The 20,906-nt window shown below is 61.0% G+C and carries 13 protein-coding genes; 12 read left to right on the forward strand and 1 reads right to left on the reverse strand.

What is annotated here, in order from left to right:
* Window positions 1–199: 199 nt before the first annotated feature.
* The 8 genes from rpoB to J3A64_RS23575 all read left to right on the forward strand — a co-directional run bounded on the left by rpoB (window position 200) and on the right by J3A64_RS23575 (window position 17,131).
* Complete coding sequence (gene rpoB / locus J3A64_RS01940; RefSeq protein WP_043471397.1) at window positions 200–3,706, forward strand: DNA-directed RNA polymerase subunit beta; 3,507 nt, start codon at window positions 200–202, stop codon at window positions 3,704–3,706.
* A 103-nt stretch (window positions 3,707–3,809) separates the two neighbouring features.
* Entirely contained in the window at window positions 3,810–7,709 is a 3,900-nt protein-coding gene (locus tag J3A64_RS01945) for a DNA-directed RNA polymerase subunit beta' (RefSeq protein ID WP_011775600.1), read from the forward strand.
* A gap of 413 nt (window positions 7,710–8,122) precedes the next feature.
* A complete protein-coding gene (rpsL, locus tag J3A64_RS01950; protein ID WP_009358312.1) occupies window positions 8,123–8,497 on the forward strand; it encodes a 30S ribosomal protein S12 in 375 nt (124 codons plus the stop codon).
* A gap of 1 nt (window position 8,498) precedes the next feature.
* The gene (rpsG, locus tag J3A64_RS01955; RefSeq protein ID WP_003803829.1) at window positions 8,499–8,969 is read left to right on the forward strand and encodes a 30S ribosomal protein S7; all 471 of its coding nucleotides are present in this window, start codon (window positions 8,499–8,501) and stop codon (window positions 8,967–8,969) included.
* A gap of 69 nt (window positions 8,970–9,038) precedes the next feature.
* Complete coding sequence (gene fusA, locus J3A64_RS01960; RefSeq protein WP_011775599.1) at window positions 9,039–11,153, forward strand: elongation factor G; 2,115 nt, start codon at window positions 9,039–9,041, stop codon at window positions 11,151–11,153.
* Window positions 11,154–11,384: 231 nt separating this feature from the next.
* Window positions 11,385–12,575 carry an elongation factor Tu gene (gene tuf / locus J3A64_RS01965; protein ID WP_011775598.1) on the forward strand — a complete coding sequence of 397 codons (1,191 nt, stop codon included), beginning with the start codon at window positions 11,385–11,387 and terminating at the stop codon, window positions 12,573–12,575.
* A 154-nt stretch (window positions 12,576–12,729) separates the two neighbouring features.
* Window positions 12,730–16,977, forward strand: coding sequence for a hypothetical protein (locus tag J3A64_RS01970; RefSeq protein ID WP_210063540.1), 4,248 nt, complete (start codon window positions 12,730–12,732; stop codon window positions 16,975–16,977).
* A gap of 28 nt (window positions 16,978–17,005) precedes the next feature.
* Window positions 17,006–17,131, forward strand: a complete 126-nt coding sequence (locus J3A64_RS23575; RefSeq protein ID WP_272941655.1) for a hypothetical protein — start codon at window positions 17,006–17,008, stop codon at window positions 17,129–17,131.
* Window positions 17,132–17,173: 42 nt separating this feature from the next.
* On the opposite strand, the gene J3A64_RS01975 is transcribed toward J3A64_RS23575, so the two are convergent.
* The gene (locus J3A64_RS01975) at window positions 17,174–18,613 is read right to left on the reverse strand and encodes a GH1 family beta-glucosidase (RefSeq protein ID WP_011775596.1); all 1,440 of its coding nucleotides are present in this window, start codon (window positions 18,611–18,613) and stop codon (window positions 17,174–17,176) included.
* A 382-nt stretch (window positions 18,614–18,995) separates the two neighbouring features.
* Between J3A64_RS01975 and rpsJ the strand changes: the two genes are divergently transcribed.
* Genes rpsJ through rplW form a run of 4 tightly spaced genes read left to right on the forward strand, consistent with a single transcriptional unit; the run spans window position 18,996 to window position 20,896 of the window.
* The gene (gene rpsJ, locus J3A64_RS01980; RefSeq protein WP_003803825.1) at window positions 18,996–19,304 is read left to right on the forward strand and encodes a 30S ribosomal protein S10; all 309 of its coding nucleotides are present in this window, start codon (window positions 18,996–18,998) and stop codon (window positions 19,302–19,304) included.
* A 17-nt stretch (window positions 19,305–19,321) separates the two neighbouring features.
* A complete protein-coding gene (gene rplC, locus J3A64_RS01985; protein WP_011775595.1) occupies window positions 19,322–19,972 on the forward strand; it encodes a 50S ribosomal protein L3 in 651 nt (216 codons plus the stop codon).
* Window positions 19,973–19,976: 4 nt separating this feature from the next.
* Complete coding sequence (gene rplD, locus J3A64_RS01990) at window positions 19,977–20,594, forward strand: 50S ribosomal protein L4 (RefSeq protein WP_011775594.1); 618 nt, start codon at window positions 19,977–19,979, stop codon at window positions 20,592–20,594.
* The gene (rplW, locus tag J3A64_RS01995; RefSeq protein ID WP_011775593.1) at window positions 20,591–20,896 is read left to right on the forward strand and encodes a 50S ribosomal protein L23; all 306 of its coding nucleotides are present in this window, start codon (window positions 20,591–20,593) and stop codon (window positions 20,894–20,896) included. Before rplD ends, rplW begins: the two co-directional genes overlap by 4 nt.
* The last annotated feature ends 10 nt before the right edge of the window (window positions 20,897–20,906 follow it).

Genomic DNA, 20,906 nt, shown 5'->3' on the forward strand with positions numbered 1-20,906 from the left:
GTTAACCTTCAGCCTTCATATAGCGGTGGGCTTTACCTCTCAGCTGCGTCATTGACGTGCCGTTCCGAAACGTGCACTGTCATAAGCGGACTGGGTCCGGGTCATATAGCGGAACCGGAACAAGTATTCTGCGGAGCACTCTGCGGGATGCAAACGGGGGAGATCTGAAAACGCCTGAAGGTCTGTGGAAGGATCCCTCTTGGTCGCCTCGAGCACCTCTAATAACGAAACCGCTAACACGGCAAGCACCGATGGTGCCACCCGCCGCCTCTCATTCGCAAAGATTCACGAACCGCTTGACGTTCCGAATCTTCTCGCCCTGCAGACAGACAGCTTTGACTGGCTGGTCGGAAACGAACGCTGGCAGGCGCGGGTAGCGAAGGCTGTCGAGGAGGGCGACCTCAGCGTCGCCACTACCTCCGGACTTGCCGACATCTTCGAAGAGATCTCCCCAATCGAGGATTTCCAGGGCACCATGTCCCTGAGCTTCTCCGAGCCGGAGTTCGCTGACCCGAAGTACACCATGGCCGAATGCAAAGACCGTGACGCCACTTACTCGGCCCCGCTTTATGTCAAGGCCGAGTTCATGAACAACAACACGGGCGAAATCAAGCAGCAGACCGTGTTCATGGGCGACTTCCCCCTCATGACTGAAAAGGGAACGTTCGTCGTCAACGGCACCGAGCGCGTCGTTGTCTCCCAGCTGGTCCGTTCACCGGGCGCCTACTTTGAGCGCACCGCTGACAAGACCAGTGACAAGGACATCTTCACCGCGAAGATCATCCCGTCCCGTGGTGCATGGTTTGAACTCGAAATCGACAAGCGCGACCAGGTCGGCGTACGCCTCGACCGCAAGCGCAAGCAGTCGGTCACCGTTCTCCTGAAGGCCCTCGGCTGGACCGAAGGCCAGATCCTGGAAGAGTTCGGCCAGTACGACTCCATGCGTGCAACGCTGGAGAAGGACGCCACCGAAACCCGCGAAGACGCGCTTTTGGATATCTACCGCAAGCTGCGTCCGGGCGAGCCGCCCACAGTTGAGGCTGCCCAGTCCCTGCTGGACAACCTGTACTTCAACGCCAAGCGCTACGATCTTGCCAAGGTTGGCCGTTACAAGATCAACCGCAAGCTCGGCATCGACCGCTCCCTTGGTGACAAGGAAGCTTCGGTCCTGCACGTTGAAGACATCGTTGCCATGATCAAGTTCCTCGTTGCGCTTCACGCCGGCGAGAAGACCCTCATGGGCAAGCGCGACGGCGAAGACCACGAGCTCCGCGTCGACGTCGACGACATCGACCACTTCGGCAACCGTCGCATCCGCGCCGTGGGCGAACTGATCGAAAACCAGGTCCGCACAGGTCTTTCCCGCATGGAACGCGTCGTCCGCGAACGCATGACCACGCAGGATGTCGAGGCCATCACGCCGCAGACACTGATCAACATCCGTCCCGTTGTGGCAGCCATCAAGGAGTTCTTCGGAACGTCCCAGCTGTCGCAGTTCATGGACCAGAACAACCCGCTGTCGGGTCTGACCCACAAGCGCCGCCTGTCGGCACTTGGCCCGGGTGGTCTGTCCCGTGACCGTGCAGGCATGGAAGTTCGAGACGTTCACCCGTCCCACTACGGACGTATGTGCCCCATCGAAACCCCTGAAGGCCCGAACATTGGTCTGATCGGTTCGCTGGCATCTTACGGCCGCATCAACCCGTTCGGCTTCATCGAGACGCCGTACCGCCTGGTTTCCGAGGGCGTCGTTTCCGATGAGGTCCAGTACCTCACTGCTGACGACGAAGCAGAGGTCCTGATCGCACAGGCCAACGCTCCCCTGGATGCTGACAAGAAGTTCTCCGAAGAGACCGTCCTTGTCCGTGCCCGTGGTGGTGGAGGCGAGCCCGTTCTGGTTCCCGCCGCAGACGTTCAGTTCATGGACGTTTCCCCGCGCCAGATGGTGTCCGTGGCAACGGCCCTGATCCCGTTCCTTGAGCATGACGATGCCAACCGTGCACTCATGGGTGCCAACATGCAGCGCCAGGCCGTGCCGCTGGTCCGTTCCGAGGCTCCTTTCGTGGGCACCGGCATGGAGCGCGCAGCAGCCGTCGACGCCGGTGACGTTGTCATCGCGAAGAAGGCAGGTGTGGTCACCGAGGTTTCCGCCGAGCTCGTTGTCATGATCAACGACGACGGTACTGAGACCAACTACCGCATCAACAAGTTCGCCCGCTCCAACCAGGGCAACTGCTACAACCACCGTGTCCTGGTCAACGAAGGCCAGCGCCTGGAAGTTGGCGGCATCATCGCTGATGGTCCCGCAACGGACCAGGGTGAGCTCGCCCTCGGTAAGAACCTGCTCGTGGCATTCATGTCATGGGAAGGCCACAACTTCGAGGACGCCATCATCCTCTCCCAGCGCATTGTTGCTGAGGATGTCCTTTCCTCCATTCACATCGAGGAGCACGAAATTGATGCCCGCGACACCAAGCTTGGTGCCGAGGAAATCACTCGTGACATCCCCAACGTGTCCGAGGAAGTCCTTGCAGGCCTGGACGAGCGCGGCATCATCCACATCGGTGCCGAGGTTGAAGCCGGCGACATCCTGGTCGGAAAGGTCACCCCTAAGGGTGAAACCGAACTGACCCCGGAAGAGCGCCTTCTCCGCGCCATCTTCGGTGAGAAGTCCCGCGAAGTCCGCGACACCTCTTTGAAGGTGCCCCACGGCGAATCCGGTACGGTCATCGGCGTGCGCGTCTTCGACCGCGACAACGACGACGAACTGCCCCCGGGCGTGAACCAGCTGGTCCGCGTCTACGTTGCAGCCAAGCGTAAGATCACCGACGGCGACAAGCTCGCCGGCCGTCACGGCAACAAGGGTGTTATCTCCAAGATCCTTCCGATCGAGGACATGCCCTTCCTTGCAGACGGTACCCCGGTGGACATCGTCCTGAACCCGCTTGGTGTTCCGGGTCGAATGAACGTTGGACAGGTTCTGGAAACCCACCTTGGTTGGGTTGCCAAGACCGGTTGGAAGATCGAAGGCGAGCCGGAGTGGGTCAAGAACCTCCCGAACCTGCCCCGTGAAACCGGCCAGACCACCGTTGCCACACCGGTGTTCGATGGCGCCCGCGAAGAAGAAATCACGGGCCTGCTTGACTCCACCAACGTGACCCGCGATGGCGACCGCCTGATTGACTCCTCCGGCAAGACCCGTCTGTTCGACGGCCGCTCCGGCGAGCCGTTCCCGGACCCGATCTCCGTCGGTTACATGTACATCCTGAAGCTCCACCACTTGGTGGACGACAAGATCCACGCGCGCTCCACCGGCCCGTACTCCATGATCACGCAGCAGCCGCTGGGTGGTAAGGCTCAGTTCGGTGGCCAGCGCTTCGGTGAAATGGAAGTGTGGGCGCTCGAAGCTTACGGTGCCGCTTACACCCTTCAGGAACTCCTCACGATCAAGTCGGATGACATCCATGGTCGTGTGAAGGTCTACGAAGCCATCGTCAAGGGCGAGAACATCCCTGAGCCTGGCGTTCCCGAGTCCTTCAAGGTCTTGATCAAGGAAATGCAGTCGTTGTGCCTGAACGTGGAAGTTCTTTCCACTGACGGAACCACGATCGAAATGCGTGACTCTGATGACGCAGTCTTCACGGCTGCGGAAGAACTGGGCATCGATCTGTCTCGTGCAGAGCCCAGTTCCGTAGAAGAGGTCTAGCAGCTGTTCCGGCGGACAGCCTCAACAACTGTCCGTCGGAACAACTCCCTCTTCCCGTAACCAAGACTTCAGAATTTAGAGAACAAGAGAGAACAGGGACCATATGTCCAGCGAATCCTCCTTCGGCCTCATGCAGATCGGCCTCGCCACCGCGGAAGACATCCGCGGATGGTCTTACGGTGAGGTCAAGAAGCCGGAAACCATCAACTACCGCACGCTCAAGCCTGAGAAGGACGGCCTCTTCTGCGAGAAGATCTTCGGCCCGTCCCGCGACTGGGAATGCTACTGCGGCAAGTACAAGCGCGTCCGCTTCAAGGGCATCATTTGCGAGCGGTGTGGCGTTGAAGTCACCCGCGCCAAGGTGCGTCGTGAGCGCATGGGCCACATCGAGTTGGCCGCGCCTGTAACCCACATCTGGTACTTCAAGGGCGTTCCTTCGCGCTTGGGCTACCTTTTGGACCTGGCACCGAAGGACCTTGAGAAGGTCATCTACTTCGCCGCTTACATGATCACCAGCGTTGACACGGAAAGCCGTCACGCCGAATTGCCGAACCTCCAGGTCGAGCACGACCTCGAGAAGAAGCAGATGGTGGACAACCGCGACAGCGACATCGCCACGATCGCCCGCGACCTTGAAGACGAGCTTGCCCGTCTTGAAGGCGAAGGCGCCAAGGCTGCCGACAAGAAGAAGGCCCGCGACTCTGCTGACCGTCAGATGGCGAACGTCCGCAAGCGTGCCGACGCCGACATCGAGCGCCTTGAGCAGGTTTGGGACCGCTTCAAGAACCTCAAGGTCGCTGACCTTGAAGGCGACGAAGGCCTGTACCGCGAACTTCGCGACCGTTACGGACTGTACTTCGAGGGCTCCATGGGTGCCGAGGCCATCAAGAAGCGCCTCGAGACCTTTGACATGCAGGCTGAAGCTGAGTCATTGCGCGACACCATCCAGAACGGCAAGGGCCAGCGCAAGACGCGTGCCCTGAAGCGCCTGAAGGTTGTCAACGCGTTCCTGACCACCAACAACAGCCCGCTCGGCATGGTTCTCGACGCTGTCCCGGTGATCCCGCCGGAACTGCGCCCGATGGTCCAGCTGGACGGTGGCCGCTTCGCGACCTCCGACCTCAACGACCTCTACCGCCGCGTGATCAACCGCAACAACCGCCTCAAGCGCCTGCTTGACCTCGGTGCTCCGGAGATCATCGTCAACAACGAGAAGCGCATGCTTCAGGAAGCTGTTGACAGCCTCTTCGACAACGGTCGTCGTGGCCGCCCCGTTACGGGTCCGGGCAACCGTCCCCTGAAGTCCCTGAGCGACATGCTCAAGGGCAAGCAGGGTCGTTTCCGCCAGAACCTCCTCGGCAAGCGCGTTGACTACTCCGGTCGTTCGGTTATCGTCGTCGGCCCGCAGCTGAAGCTGCACCAGTGTGGTCTGCCCAAGCAGATGGCCCTGGAGCTCTTCAAGCCGTTCGTGATGAAGCGCCTGGTTGACCTCAACCACGCACAGAACATCAAGTCGGCCAAGCGCATGGTTGAGCGTTACCGTCCGCAGGTTTGGGACGTGCTGGAAGAGATCATCACCGAACACCCGGTGCTGCTCAACCGTGCACCTACCCTGCACCGCCTCGGTATCCAGGCCTTCGAACCCCAGCTTGTGGAAGGCAAGGCAATCCAGCTTCACCCGTTGGTTTGTGGCGCCTTCAACGCTGACTTCGACGGCGACCAGATGGCAGTCCACCTGCCGCTGAGCCCGGAAGCCCAGGCCGAAGCACGCATCCTGATGCTGTCCTCGAACAACATCCTGAAGCCGTCTGATGGCCGTCCGGTGACCCTTCCTTCGCAGGATATGATCATCGGCCTGTACCACCTGACCACCAAGCGCGTCGGCTCCGCCGGCGAAGGCCGTATCTTCTCCTCGGTTTCGGAAGCCATCATGGCGTACGACGCCCGTGATCTGCACCTGAACTCCCAGGTCAAGATCCGTTTGGACGACTTCGTGCCTTACGCAGGATGGGAAGCTCCGGAAGGTTGGGAGCCCGGTCAGCCGGCTCTCGTTGAAACCTCCCTGGGCCAGGTCATCTTCAACCAGACGCTGCCTGAGGATTACCCGTGGGTTGAGGCTGTTGCGGACAAGGGCGAACTGTCCCGTATCGTCAACGACCTCGCAGAGCGCTACCCGAAGGTTGTTACCGCGGCAACGCTGGACAACCTGAAGGATGCCGGCTTCTACTGGGCCACCCGTTCGGGTGTCACGGTTGCCATCTCTGACATCGAGGTGCCTACTTCCAAGCCTGCCATCCTGGCCGGTTACGAGAACATGGCCGCCAAGATCCAGGGCCAGTACGACAAGGGCCTGATCGACGACGACGAGCGTCGCCAGGAACTGATCGAAATCTGGAACAAGGCAACCAACGAAATCGCCCAGGCGATGCGTGACAGCCTGTCCCCGATGAACACCATCAACCGCATGGTGTCCTCCGGTGCACGTGGTAACTGGATGCAGGTCCGCCAGATTGCGGGTATCCGTGGTCTTGTGGCCAACCCGAAGGGTGAGATCATTCCTCGCCCGATCAAGTCCTCCTACCGCGAGGGCCTGTCGGTTCTGGAATACTTCATCGCCACGCACGGTGCCCGTAAGGGTCTGGCCGATACCGCTCTCCGTACCGCCAACTCGGGTTACCTGACCCGTCGTCTGGTGGACGTTTCGCAGGATGTCATCGTCCGCGAAGAGGACTGTGGTACCGAACGCGGTCTGGTCACCCCGATCGCCGTGCCGGATTCCAACGGTGAGCTCGTCCTGGATGAGAACGTCGAGAACAGCGCCTACGCACGTACGCTGGCTGTCGACGTCGTCGATGCCCAGGGCAACGTCCTGGCTGCCGGCGGCACCGACTGCGGCGACGTCGTTATCGACCAGCTGCTGGCTGCAGGCATCACCGAGGTCAAGGTCCGCTCCGTACTCACCTGTGAGTCCAAGGTGGGTACCTGTGCACTCTGCTACGGCCGTTCGCTGGCCACCGGCAAGACCGTGGACATCGGCGAGGCCGTGGGCATCATCGCCGCACAGTCCATCGGTGAGCCCGGTACACAGCTGACCATGCGTACGTTCCACACCGGTGGTGCTGTTTCCGCTGGTGGTGGCGACGACATCACCCAGGGTCTGCCCCGTATCCAGGAGCTCTTCGAAGCCCGTACTCCGAAGGGTGTGGCACCGATTGCTGAAGCAGCCGGCCGCATCACCATTGAAGAGTCCGAGCGTCAGATGCGCTTGGTCATCACTCCGGACGATGGTTCCGAAGAGATTGCCTACCCGGTGCTGCGCCGTTCCCGTCTCCTCATCGAGGATGGCGAGCACGTCAGCGTCGGCCAGAAGCTGATCAACGGTCCGGTGGACCCGAAGCAGGTTCTGCGCATCATGGGTCCTCGTGCTGCACAGAAGTTCCTTGTGGACGAAGTACAGGGCGTTTACCGCAGCCAGGGTATTGGTATCCACGACAAGCACGTCGAGGTTATTGTCCGCCAGATGCTGCGTCGCGTTACCGTCATCGAGTCCGGCGACTCCGACTTGCTCCCCGGTGAGCTTGCAGAGCGCGCCCGCTTCGAGGACGAGAACCGCCGCGTCGTGTCCGAGGGCAAGGCACCGGCATCCGGTCGTCCGGAACTCATGGGTATCACCAAGGCGTCCTTGGCTACCGAGTCCTGGCTGTCGGCTGCTTCCTTCCAGGAAACCACCCGCGTCCTGACGCAGGCGGCCATGGAAGGCAAGAGCGATCCTCTGCTCGGCCTCAAGGAAAACGTCATCATCGGTAAGCTCATCCCGGCTGGTACGGGTCTGCCCCGCTACACAGAGGTCACTGTGGAGCCGACGGAAGAAGCAAAGGCAAGCCTGTTCACGGGCCCCAGCGCTTTCACCGACTTCTCCTATGACGCCCTGGGTGGCGACGGTGCTCCCGAGTTCCACGCCATCCCGCTGGATGACTACGATCTCGGCAACGACTTCCGCTAGAAGCGGCAGTTAGCGCTTTGACGGTCAGGCCCCGCACTCGTGAGTGCGGGGCCTGACCCGTTAACGCCGCTTTTCGGGCGGGAAGCCGGGGGAGTGGAGGACGACGGCGGCAGCCGGCTTCCGCCGTCGACCTCCATACACCCGATTAAGGCGCCAGATCAAGCCGTGCTAGACTTTTGGTAATTGTTCTGTGTGGCAGTGGATGAAGGCCGCCGCAGCATCATTTTGGTTTTGTTCTCATGGTGCTGGGTGGAGCCTGTTTCCGGGTTGCGGGCAACATGCGCAACGAATGCCGCACTTTTGCACGCCTACCGGAGTTTCGGCCGGCTGCACGAGCAACGCCAAAGTTCCCACGTTTACACTGGCTGGCGCCTGTGTGTGGGGGCAGAGATCAAACAACGGAGAACACGAAAGTGCCTACGATTAACCAGCTGGTCCGCAAGGGCCGCACGCCGAAGGTCTCCAAGACCAAGGCTCCCGCGCTGAAGGGCAGCCCGATGCGCCGCGGTGTTTGCACCCGCGTTTACACCACCACCCCCAAGAAGCCGAACTCGGCTCTTCGTAAGGTTGCACGTGTGCGCCTCAACGGTGGCGTAGAAGTTACCGCCTACATCCCCGGTGTTGGCCACAACCTCCAGGAGCACTCCATCGTGCTCGTCCGTGGTGGTCGTGTTAAGGACCTTCCGGGTGTCCGCTACAAGATCGTCCGCGGCGCACTCGACACCCAGGGTGTCAAGAACCGCAAGCAGGCTCGCAGCCGTTACGGCGCAAAGATGGAGAAGAAGTAATATGCCTCGCAAGGGTCCGGCCCCGAAGCGGCCGCTAGTTTCCGATCCCGTTTACGGCTCCCCGTTGGTCACGCAGCTGATCAACAAGGTTCTTGTCGACGGCAAGAAGTCCACCGCAGAGCGCATCGTTTACGGTGCACTCGAAGGTGCACGTGCCAAGTCCGGCGGCGACCCCGTTGCCGCTCTCAAGAAGGCCATGGACAACGTCAAGCCTTCCCTCGAGGTGCGTTCACGCCGTGTTGGTGGCGCTACCTACCAGGTTCCGGTTGAGGTCAAGCCGGGTCGCTCCACCGCTCTCGCTCTGCGTTGGCTCGTGGGCTACTCCAAGGCCCGCCGCGAGAAGACCATGACCGAGCGCCTCCAGAACGAAATCCTGGATGCCTCAAATGGTCTTGGTGCCGCTGTGAAGCGTCGCGAAGACACCCACAAGATGGCCGAGTCCAACAAGGCCTTCGCACACTACCGCTGGTAAAAACTTTCCGGACGCCGCCGGCTCACTGAGCCGGCGGCGAACGTGTAGTCCATCCGAAAGGGAGACCCCGTGGCACAGGACGTGCTTACCGACCTTAATAAGGTCCGCAACATCGGCATCATGGCCCACATCGATGCCGGCAAGACCACCACTACCGAGCGCATCCTGTTCTACACGGGTGTGAACCACAAGATCGGCGAGACGCACGACGGCGCTTCGACGACTGACTGGATGGAACAGGAAAAGGAACGCGGCATCACCATCACGTCTGCCGCCGTGACTTGCTTCTGGGACAAGAACCAGATCAACATCATTGACACCCCGGGCCACGTTGACTTCACGGTTGAGGTTGAGCGCTCCTTGCGCGTCCTCGACGGTGCAGTCGCAGTGTTCGACGGCAAGGAAGGCGTGGAGCCGCAGTCCGAGACTGTTTGGCGCCAGGCTGACAAGTACAACGTTCCGCGTATCTGCTTCGTCAACAAGATGGACAAGCTGGGTGCTGACTTCTACTTCACCGTAGATACCATCATCTCCCGCCTTGGTGCCAAGCCGCTGGTTATGCAGCTGCCCATTGGTGCTGAGAACGACTTCATCGGTGTTGTTGACCTCCTCGAAATGCGCGCCCTGGTTTGGCCTGGCGACGCTAAGGGTGACGTCACCATGGGCGCTTCCTACGAAGTGCAGGAAATCCCGGCGGACCTCCAGGCCAAGGCCGAAGAGTACCGTGCACAGCTCGTTGAGACTGTGGCCGAGGCTTCCGAAGAGCTCATGGAGAAGTACCTCGAAGGTGAAGAACTCACCCTCGAAGAGATCAAAGCCGGCATCCGCAAGATGACCATCAACTCTGAGCTCTACCCGGTGTTCTGTGGTTCTGCCTTCAAGAACCGCGGCGTCCAGCCGATGCTTGACGCTGTTGTTGACTTCCTGCCGAACCCGCTCGACGTCCCGCCGATGATCGGTCACGATCCCCGCGACGAAGAGAAGGAACTCACCCGCAAGCCGTCTGCCGACGAGCCGTTCTCGGCCCTCGCCTTCAAGATTGCTGCGCACCCGTTCTTCGGTCAGCTGACCTTCGTCCGCGTGTACTCCGGTCACGTCGAGGCTGGCGCCCAGGTGGTTAACTCCACCAAGGGCAAGAAGGAACGCATCGGCAAGCTGTTCCAGATGCACGCCAACAAGGAAATGCCCGTCGAGGGCGCTACCGCCGGCCACATCTATGCAGCCATCGGTCTGAAGGACACCACCACAGGCGACACCCTGTGCGATGCGAACAACCAGATCGTCCTCGAGTCCATGAGCTTCCCGGAGCCCGTGATCTCGGTTGCGATCGAACCCAACACCAAGGGTGACCAGGAGAAGCTCTCCACGGCCATCCAGAAGCTCTCCGCTGAGGACCCGACCTTCCAGGTCTCCCTCAACGAAGACACGGGCCAGACCATCATCGCCGGCATGGGCGAGCTCCACCTGGACATCCTGGTGGACCGCATGCGCCGCGAGTTCAAGGTCGAGGCAAACGTTGGCAAGCCGCAGGTTGCTTACCGCGAAACCATCAAGCGCGCCGTTGAGCGCCTTGACTACACGCACAAGAAGCAGACCGGTGGTTCGGGTCAGTTCGCAAAGATCCAGATTGCGATCGAGCCCATGGACACCGCTTCCGGCGAGCTGTACGCGTTTGAGAACAAGGTCACTGGTGGCCGCGTTCCGCGCGAATACATCCCGTCCGTTGACGCTGGTATCCAGGATGCACTGAACGACGGCGTCCTGGCCGGTTACCCGGTTGTCGGTATCAAGGCCACGCTGATTGATGGCGCGTCCCACGATGTTGACTCCTCGGAAATGGCGTTCAAGATCGCCGGACGTATGGCTTTCAAGGAAGCTGCACGTAAGGCGAACCCTGTTCTGCTTGAACCGCTGATGGATGTTGAGGTCCGCACACCTGAGGAATACATGGGTGATGTTATTGGTGACCTGAACGCCCGTCGTGGCCAGATGCAGTCCATGGAAGACGCTGCAGGTGTGAAGGTTATCCGTGCACACGTTCCGCTGTCCGGCATGTTCGGCTACATCGGTGACCTCCGGTCCAAGACCCAGGGTCGCGCTGTGTACTCCATGACGTTCAACAGCTACGCGGAGGTCCCCAAGGCAGTAGCCGACGAGATCATCCAGAAAACCCGCGGCGAGTAATCTCCCGGTAACGGATGCAATTCCGGTATCGGGAAGGCATCTGAGCGCTTGAGGCGGGGGTGCGGCGACAGCCGCGGCCCGGCCACTGCGCAAACAGGCTCGAGGAACTACCATTGGTTCCTGAATCTGCAATTTCACCAAAACCAAGCCCCCAAGTAGACTTGCTAAAGTTTCTGCCGCGAAAAGCGCGGCCGAGGAGCACTTCACTTGAAATCGTTCTAGGAGGAACCTGTGGCAAAGGCAAAGTTCGAGCGGACTAAGCCGCACGTCAACATCGGCACCATTGGTCACGTTGACCACGGTAAGACGACGCTGACTGCCGCCATTTCCAAGGTGCTGTACGACCAGTACCCGGATCTCAACGAGCAGCGCGACTTCGCGTCGATCGACTCTGCTCCGGAAGAGCGCCAGCGCGGTATTACCATCAACATCTCCCACGTGGAGTACCAGACCGAGAAGCGCCACTACGCACACGTAGACGCCCCGGGTCACGCTGACTACATCAAGAACATGATCACCGGTGCTGCCCAGATGGACGGCGCAATCCTCGTGGTTGCTGCAACCGATGGTCCGATGGCTCAGACCCGTGAGCACGTTCTGCTCGCCCGCCAGGTTGGTGTTCCCTACCTGCTGGTCGCACTGAACAAGTCCGACATGGTTGATGACGAAGAACTCCTCGACCTCGTCGAAATGGAAGTTCGTGAGCTCCTGAGCTCGCAGGGCTTCGATGGCGATGAGGCTCCGGTTGTTCGCGTTTCCGGCCTCAAGGCTCTGGAAGGCGACCCGGTTTGGGTCAAGTCCGTCCAGGACCTGATGGCAGCTGTCGACGAGTCCGTTCCGGACCCCGTACGTGACCGCGACAAGCCGTTCCTGATGCCGATCGAAGACGTCTTCACGATCACCGGTCGTGGCACCGTTGTTACGGGCCGCGCCGAGCGTGGAACCCTCGCCATCAACTCCGAGGTTGAGATCGTTGGCATCCGCCCGATCCAGAAGACCACGGTTACCGGTATCGAGATGTTCCACAAGCAGCTCGACGAAGCATGGGCCGGCGAGAACTGTGGCCTCCTGCTCCGCGGTCTGAAGCGCGACGATGTCGAGCGTGGCCAGGTTGTCGTCAAGCCGGGTTCCATCACCCCGCACACCGACTTCGAGGCTAACGTCTACATCCTTTCCAAGGACGAAGGCGGACGTCACAACCCGTTCTACTCCAACTACCGCCCGCAGTTCTACTTCCGTACCACGGACGTAACCGGCGTTATCACCCTGCCGGAAGGCACGGAAATGGTTATGCCTGGCGACAACACTGAGATGACCGTTGCGCTCATCCAGCCGATCGCTATGGAAGAGGGCCTCGGCTTCGCTATCCGCGAAGGCGGCCGCACCGTTGGTTCGGGACGTGTCACCAGCATCATCAAGTAGTCTCTACTTGTAGATCGGTGACGCTCCGGCCCAGCCGGTAGTTAGTTAGAAAGAACCCCACCGCTTCGGCGGTGGGGTTCTTTTTGCTATAGTTAATCTATCGAATGGATAAAGGCCGTGCACTTGCCGCGTCCGGCATAACCAAGGAGCTTCCATGACTGCATTCCTCTTACTGCTGCTCATCGTCATCGTGGGCGCGGTTGGCTATGCGCTGGGGGTGGCAATGGGGCGCCGGGGGACTTCAGACGATGCTTCCGTGGCGCCGGACAAGGCCGCCGCTTACCAAGCGGGCTACCTTGCCGGTCACGTGGCTGGCTGGCGGGACGCGGAAGCCAAGGGGCAGGACGTGAACAGGGCAGCCGCCCGGACGGCCCAGCAAGCCCCCATAAGCTCCCCGCCGGCCCCCGTAAGCTCGCCGCCGGCCCCCGTAAGCTCCCCGCCGGCCCCGGTGTACCTCCAGCGGCCCGTACAAGCACCGGCTCCACCCGCGATGCCTCTGCCGGACGTCCGGTCGCCTTTCCGGCCGCCTTCCCCGCAGCCAGCGAGTCAGCAGGCCAGGCCCCCAATGCCTCCGCCGGCCGCCCGGCAGCCTGCGCCATATCAACAAGTTGCTTCCCCGGTTCCGCCCCCGCCGGTAGTACGGGAAACTCCTGAGGCTGCTGCTGCGCGCAAGGAGAAGCGTGACCAGCAAAACATCAACATCACGCTTTACGTTGCCAGCCTCCTCCTCGTCGCAGCGGGGGCGCTCTTCGTGGGCACGAGCCTTCCTGCTCTCTTCCGCTTCGTAGGCATCTGGTTCATCACTGCGCTGTTCTACGTGTCAGGTATGGTCATCCACGCGCGCGTAGCCCGCCTCAGGCCGGCTGCCGTTGCCTTCGTCGGAACAGGCTTGGCGCTCATACCCGTTACCGGGCTGGCCATGTACAACTTTGTGCTACACAACGGTCCTGCGGCTTGGCTGGTCACGTCGTTGTTGGGGACAGCGGTTTATGCCTACACAGCCGTGAGGCTGGACAACAAAGTCCTGGCCTTCTTGTCCCTCAGCTTTGTCGTCTCAACGGCGTGGTCCGGTGTTTCCGTTCTTGGGGGTGCCTTGGTCTGGTATTTCACGGCACTCATCGGAGTGGCCATTCTCCTGACTGTTGTTGCCTTGCTGAATCCCAGGTGGCTTCCTCCGTTGTACGTCCGTCCGCTGATGGTGCTGCACCCCTCGTTGGTTCCTCTGGTGGCCGTGGCCGTGACCCTCACACCGCATCTTTTGTCCAAGGGGGAGTACGCCTGGGTGATGTTGATGTGTGGTGTCTACTTTGCTGTGATGTTCTTCGTCCCGCAGGCACGGTACAGGGTGCAGCATCTTTATGCTGCACGGGCTGCGCTGACATTGGCTTTACTCGGAGTGGTATGGGACGTCACCGCTGATGTGAGTTCGGTGATGTTGGCTGCGGCAGTCTGCCTGGGAGTCCAATCCTTGGGAGTCGCCTACGGTGGTAAGAGGCTGCTGCCGCGCTCCTGGCGGTATGACGCCGTCTCATGCTTGGCGTTGCAGCTAGTCACCTCGGCAGTACTCACGGTGGTGCTGGAGTTTGGAGCGTTCGACCTCCCCAACTACGTTCCTCTGTCCCTGACGATGCTGACTGCCATGGTGGTTGTTTGGAAACTGGGCCAAGGCATGGAGTTCGCCCCCGTCGCAGTGCTGGGGGTGGCTGGTGCGCTGGGCGGCCTGCTGGGTGCATGGACCGTCTCGGCACTCTTGGCGTCCGCCGCACTTTATTGGTTCTTGCGGGCGTTGATCAGGCCGGATTCTTATCGCCAGTACTTGATTCTTGCGGGGCGGATCGCCATCACCTTGGCTGTACCCACCGGGGTGGCAGGCATCTTTACGGGAAATCCGGACCGGACTGCGTACTCTCTGATAGCGCTCGTCGCCGGAGCATCTGTGCAGCAACTGCTCAGTGCCGGGCTGGAACGCGGGGGAGTCCGGTTGTTGGCCCCGCAAGCCTCCGTGGCTGGCTTTGGCGGCGCCGCAGTGGCCGGGCTTCTTGCCTTGCCGGCGTTCGATGCCGCATCCGGTCGCCCGGCCGTTGCTGCAGCTGTTCTGGTTGTCTTGTTGGCAGGCTTGGCCTCAGGCCTCCTGGTGTTCCCGCAATCTCATCGGGATCCAGGCACCCGGGATGCGTGGCGCCCTTCGGTGGCTGAAGTAATCGCTCCGGCCACTGCGGCTATTGCCGGCAGCATGGCAGCAGCATTCGTGTCCTGGACGCAGGCAAATGTTGTCCTCCTGGCCCTGCTTGCCTACCTTGTCGTAACAGCCCTGCGCATTTCCCCGACCTTCCATAGACAGTGCTATTGGTGGCTGGCTCGGATAGTCGGCACCGTTTTGGTGGCATCGGCCTACGGGGACGCGATGCGCGATGGCTGGAGTATTCGCCTCGCCGGTGAAATTGCGTCCGTGGGACTCGTGGTTGTAGTGGCAGCTGCGCTCCAGCTGATCCTTCCCCTGCGTGCGGGCCGCCGCCGCCGCTACCCGCGTGCTTCCGTGTTCGACGCCGGTGCTGTGCTTGCCCTCATGGCCGCAGCCACCACTTTCCTTACTGTCACCACGGAGTTGGGAGGGTGGGGCGTCAGGGACAGCTGGCAGCCGGGAGTTGCAGCGGTTACAACGGCCCTGGCTGCCGTCATTGTCAGTGCGATTCTGCGAGACCACGCCGCCGCGTGGATCTTCGCCCCCGCCGCTTTGGTGCTCCTCCTGGCTCTTCGCTTGGGGGATATCCGGGACGTCCAAATTTTGCTTGGCATCTTTGCGGCCTACGGCGGTTTCATGGTGGGTGTGATCCGCCACCGATTGATCCGGGGTGGCTACTTGCTGGCGGTCCGGGTGCTTGGTGGCGCCTTCATTGCTGTGACAGTGGCCGATGTCACGGCGTCGCCGGCAGCGGTGTCCATCAGTCTGGCGCTGGTATTCGTGGCGCAGCATGTGCTGACTTTGGTCCTGCGCAGGCTTGGCGTCGATGTCGCCTTCCAACAGGCAACGGTCCGGGCCACCTTGGGTGCCCAACTCTTGCTGCCGTTCGTCTACTTGCTCGCAGGAGATTACGACGGCGGTGGCCGCTGGGTGGTCATGCTTCAGTTGGCCCTGGTCCCGGCTTCCGCTGCGGTCGTCTGGCGGATCCTCGGTACACGCGGATCCCGATACTTCGGTGTCGCGGCTATAGGGGCGGGCGTCATCGCAGCCGGGCCGGCACTCTTGTTCCCTGCATCAACGTGGCTGCACCAGCCACTGCTGGACAAGTCCCAAGTACCTGTTGTCCTGCTGGCCCTTGCAGTCGCCATGATTGCTGCCAGGGCCGTGTTCGGGCCCGAAAAGGCGGCTGCCGGAGTAGAGGTTGCTGTCACGGAGCGGTGGTTCTGGCTCAACTCAGCCATGGCGTTCACCGTTGCCGGCGGCCTGCTGACCTTGGGCGTTTCCTATTCCCTGGCTGGACTGTCTGTGTTGGTGCTGGCCGGTGTCTTGTTCGCGGTCTCGCACTTTGAACGATTGCCCGCTCTCTACGCGGCAGCTGCTCCGGCAGTGCTGGTAGGGGCGGTTCCCGCCGTCGACGGTTTGCTGCAGGGGCTGCCTACGGGCGTCTGGAGCGACTACGCCGCTTGGATCTTTGGCGGTGTGGGGACCGCGGTGATCCTCTATTCACTGAAGATGTTCGGCGGACCGGCCATCAGCGGGCAACACTGGCGACGGAACTCGCTGTCTGCCGCAGCGGCCTTGGCTGTTGCTTCATCTGCGGCGGTGGGGCTGGGGCATGACGAAACGTCCATGCTCGGCTTCGTCCTGGTGGTCGCAACCGGGGTATTGGCCGTGGTTGAGGTGCCGCACGGCAAGTGGCTGGCAGCTGAGCTGGCGGGGCTGATCTCTGTTGCAGCCCTCCAACGGGCAGTGCTGTTTGTGGACGGTTCCAGGCCTGATTGGTTCTGGGCCGCGCAATGGTATGTGGTAGCTGGAGCCGTTATAGCAGGGCTGCGCTATGTCAAGGGGCAACGGACGGACGGCCTGCCCCGGCTTTGCATTGCCGCCGGTGCGTTGTCCTTGACGTCTTTGGGAACCATCTTCGGCGGAACGTCGTCTCAGCAACTGTACGTACTTGTGGCACATGTTCTGCTTCTGGCCGCAGGCCTGCTTTTGGCAGAACGGTTGCTGGTGTGGTGGGGTGCCATCGCGGTGGCGCTGAGCGTCATGTGGGCGCTGCGCTCCTACGCCTTCGCCATGCTTGCCCTTGTAGCCTTGGCGCTGATCGTGCTGGCTGTATGGCGTTTGAACCGGAAGCCGCCAAGTAGTACCGGTGGCCCGGGCCAAGGCGGAGATCCGAGTGACGTCCCTCCTGCGCGTACCCATGACGGAATCCGATAATGTTGCAGTCTACGGAGAGGAGTGCACCATGGAATTCCTGATTTTCCTGGCAGTCATTGCGGCTATCGGCGGCGGCGTGTTGTGGGGTCGAAAGAACTTCAAGAGCGAGATCGAACGCGCAAAGCGGATTCGGCGCGCCAACAAGAACAAATAGGGCGGCGTTCCGAACTGCAAGGGTCAAGTTAACTCAGGCGGGCTAAATATGCCGGTGGTGGTGGCGTGCACGACCCAGCGCCCGGTACCAGTAAAAGGAATCCTTCGGAGTCCTTTCCTGGGTCTCGAAGTCCACGTGGATGAGGCCAAATCGCTGCGAGTAGCCCGCCGCCCACTCAAAATTGTCCAGCAAGGTCCAGACGTAGTACCCGCGAAGATCCACATCCTCGGCGATGCCGCCAGGCCCGGTTGCTGTCAGTGCATGTCCTAAGTGTTCGGCCAGATACGTGATGCGGTTGGTGTCCTGGACAGGTCCATCGACGTGGCCTGGTTCAGGAAAGCTGGCTCCGCCTTCCGTGATGTAGACAGGGGGGAGAGCCTCCCCATACCGGTCTTTCATTTCGCGTAGCAGCAACGCCAGGTATTCCGGTGCAACAGGCCAGCCAAACCCTGTGGTCTCATATTCCTGGTAGGCGGCCAAATGGAAAGGGACCTTGGACATTTCGGGCGACCTTCCGGTGGGGATCTCAGCCGGACCGGGGCCTGCCGCCACCTTCACGGGGTAGTAGTAGTTGAGCCCGTAGAAGTCCAAGGGTTGGCTGATCAGTTCAAGATCACCGTCATGGACTGTACCCAATGAGCGGAACCACGGCTTCATGGGCAAAGGTGGTTTGGGGTATTGGCCAAGCAGTATCGCGTCGGCATAGATGCGGTTGAGGATCAGGTCCAGCGCCTGCGTCATCAGCCTGTCGGCAAGGCTGTTGCTGGCCGGCTCGACGGGGCTGTGCATATTGGACACCCCGATTTGCCCTTTGACTCCTGCGCTCCGGAGAGCCCGCACGGCCATCCCATGTCCCAGCAATTGATGATGCGCGGCAGGCAGTGAGTCGAACAGCAGTTCCCTGCCAGGGGCATGCACCCCCAACGCGTAGCCCTGCACGGTAACGGAAACGGGCTCGTTCATGGTGACCCAGTATTCAACGCGGTCACCGAAGCGCTCAGCGGCGGCTTCACAATAGACTGCGAAGCGTTCCGCGGTGTCCCGGTTCATCCACCCCCCGGCGTGCTCCAACTCCAGAGGGGTATCCCAGTGGTACAACGTGGCCATGGGGGAAATGCCTGCAGCCAGGAGTTTGTCGATCAGGCGATCGTAGAAGTCCAGGCCACGCTGGTTGACTGCACCCTTGCCTCCGGGCTGGATTCGCGGCCAAGAAAGCGAAAAGCGGTAGGAATCAACGCCCAGCTCTTGCATCAAGGCGATGTCTTCATCAGCACGGTTATAGTGATCGCACGCGACGGCGGGGGAGCCGCCGTCGACTATTGCTCCCGGCTTTTCGTAGAACGCATCCCAACCCGACGGGCCACGACCATCAGCGGTCAGGGAACCCTCAATCTGGAAGGCGGCAGCCGCAACACCCAGCGTGAACCCCGGGCGCAGGCGGGCGGCGAGATCTTCCACTGAACCTGAATCCCGGGCGTTCATGCCCCCATCATCCTCACAGGATGGGGGCCGGGCAATGGCTCCTCAGGGTCGATTGGCCTTTACACCATATTTCCGACATACTGGATGAGTTGTTCAAGCGCTTCTTCGTGTCCCGATCCGGATAATGCCGGGTGTCAGGGTCCAGGCTGAAGCCCAAACATAACCCTGAACCCCATGATTGCGGTCGAGTTTGCGTGGAAATCGCGACACGCCCGACCGCGGGGGTCGGTGCGCCGGCAAGGTGAGGAACCCGGATTACTCCGGATTCAGCTTGTGCGGCGTGTGGTGGTAAATCCTCAAACGCTTCGGCGGCCACATCAACAGGTAAGTAAACAGAGCAGCCCTAACTAGAGCAGCACTAGCTGAAAGAGAGTCAGGCGACATGGCGGGACAAAAAATCCGCATCCGGCTGAAGTCATATGACCACGAGGTCATTGATGTTTCAGCGCGGAAGATCGTTGAGACGGTCACGCGCGCAGGCGCAACGGTAGTCGGCCCGGTGCCGCTGCCGACGGAGAAGAACGTTTACTGCGTTATTCGCTCTCCTCACAAGTACAAGGACAGCCGTGAGCACTTCGAAATGCGTACTCACAAGCGTCTGATCGACATCATCGACCCCACGCCGAAGGCTGTTGACTCGCTTATGCGTCTCGACCTGCCCGCTGACGTGAACATCGAAATCAAGCTCTAGGGAGGTGCTGAGAGACTATGACCGCAACCCGTAACGTAAAGGGCCTGCTGGGCACGAAGCTCGGCATGACCCAGGTCTGGGACGAGAACAACAAGCTCATCCCGGTAACTGTCGTCCAGGCTGACTCCAACGTCATCACCCAGCTGCGCAACGCAGAGGTAGATGGCTACGTCGCCGTCCAGATCGGCTACGGCCAGATCGACCCCCGCAAGGTCACCAAGCCGCTGGCTGGTCACTTTGAAAAGGCTGGCGTAACTCCTCGCCGCCACGTCGTCGAACTGCGTACCGCAGACGCCGCATCCTACGAGCTGGGCCAGGAGCTCTCTGTTGAGATCTTCGAAGCCGGCCAGAAGATCGACGTCGTCGGCACCTCCAAGGGTAAGGGCTTTGCCGGTGTTATGAAGCGTCACGGCTTCCACGGCGTTGGCGCTTCCCACGGTGCCCACAAGAACCACCGTAAGCCTGGCTCCATCGGTGGCGCATCCACCCCGAGCCGCGTCTTCAAGGGCCTGAAAATGGCCGGCCGCATGGGCGCCGAGCGTCACACCACGCTGAACCTCACGGTTCACGCCATTGACGCTGAGAAGTCGCTGCTCCTTATCAAGGGTGCCGTCCCCGGTGCCCGCGGCCAGGTCGTACTCGTACGCACCGCCGTGAAGGGAGCCTAGTTAAATGACTAGCACTGTCAAGGTAGACCTGCCTGCAGAGATCTTCGACGTCCAGACCAACGTGCCCCTGCTGCACCAGGTCGTCGTCGCACAGCTCGCTGCTGCACGCCAGGGTACCCACAAGACGAAGACCCGCGCCGAGGTTTCCGGTGCAGGTCGCAAGCCGTTCAAGCAGAAGGGCACCGGCCGCGCCCGTCAGGGTTCAATCCGTGCTCCTCACATGACCGGCGGTGGCGTTGTCCACGGTCCGACCCCTCGTGACTACAGCCAGCGCACCCCCAAGAAGATGAAGGCTGCTGCACTCCGCGGCGCCCTGTCTGACCGCGCCCGCAACGGCCGCATCCACGTCATCGCTGAACTGGTAGCCGGCACCAAGCCGTCCGCCAAGGAAGCACTGGCTTCGCTGCGTGCAGTCTCCGAGCGCAAGAACCTGCTCGTCGTAATCGAGCGCGCCAACGATGTTGCTGCACTCTCCGTGCGCAACCTCGCAGGTATTCACGTTCTGTACGCAGACCAGTTGAACACCTACGACGTACTCATCTCCGACGACGTGGTCTTCACCAAGGCTGCTTTCGAGGCGTTCGTCGCTGACAAGGCCAAGAACGAGGAGGCCTCCAAGTGAGCGTAACCACCATCAAGGACCCGCGCGACGTCGTGCTTGCACCCGTCGTTTCGGAAAAGAGCTACGGTCTGATCGACGAAGGCAAGTACACCTTCCTGGTGGACCCTCGCTCGAACAAGACCGAGATCAAATTGGCCGTCGAGAAGATCTTCTCGGTCAAGGTTGACTCGATCAACACCATCAACCGTGCCGGTAAGCGCAAGCGCACCAAATTCGGCTGGGGACAGCGCAAGAGCACCAAGCGTGCAATTGTCACCCTCAAAGAAGGCACAATCGACATCTTCGGCGGTCCGCTCGCGTAGCGGAGACCAC

This window comes from Pseudarthrobacter sp. PvP004 (assembly GCF_017876035.1).
In the GTDB taxonomy this organism is placed as follows: Bacteria; Actinomycetota; Actinomycetes; order Actinomycetales; family Micrococcaceae; genus Arthrobacter; species Arthrobacter aurescens_A.

What these genes read in the sequence shown, in the direction of transcription:
- rplD (WP_011775594.1), top strand. Translation starts at nt 19,977, where the DNA reads ATGACTAGCACTGTCAAGGTAGACCTGCCTGCAGAGATCTTCGACGTC.
- J3A64_RS01975 (WP_011775596.1), bottom strand. Translation starts at nt 18,613, where the DNA reads ATGAACGCCCGGGATTCAGGTTCAGTGGAAGATCTCGCCGCCCGCCTG.
- rplC (WP_011775595.1), top strand. Translation starts at nt 19,322, where the DNA reads ATGACCGCAACCCGTAACGTAAAGGGCCTGCTGGGCACGAAGCTCGGC.
- J3A64_RS23575 (WP_272941655.1), top strand. Translation starts at nt 17,006, where the DNA reads ATGGAATTCCTGATTTTCCTGGCAGTCATTGCGGCTATCGGCGGCGGC.
- J3A64_RS01970 (WP_210063540.1), top strand. Translation starts at nt 12,730, where the DNA reads ATGACTGCATTCCTCTTACTGCTGCTCATCGTCATCGTGGGCGCGGTT.
- rpsJ (WP_003803825.1), top strand. Translation starts at nt 18,996, where the DNA reads ATGGCGGGACAAAAAATCCGCATCCGGCTGAAGTCATATGACCACGAG.
- rpsG (WP_003803829.1), top strand. Translation starts at nt 8,499, where the DNA reads ATGCCTCGCAAGGGTCCGGCCCCGAAGCGGCCGCTAGTTTCCGATCCC.
- J3A64_RS01945 (WP_011775600.1), top strand. Translation starts at nt 3,810, where the DNA reads ATGTCCAGCGAATCCTCCTTCGGCCTCATGCAGATCGGCCTCGCCACC.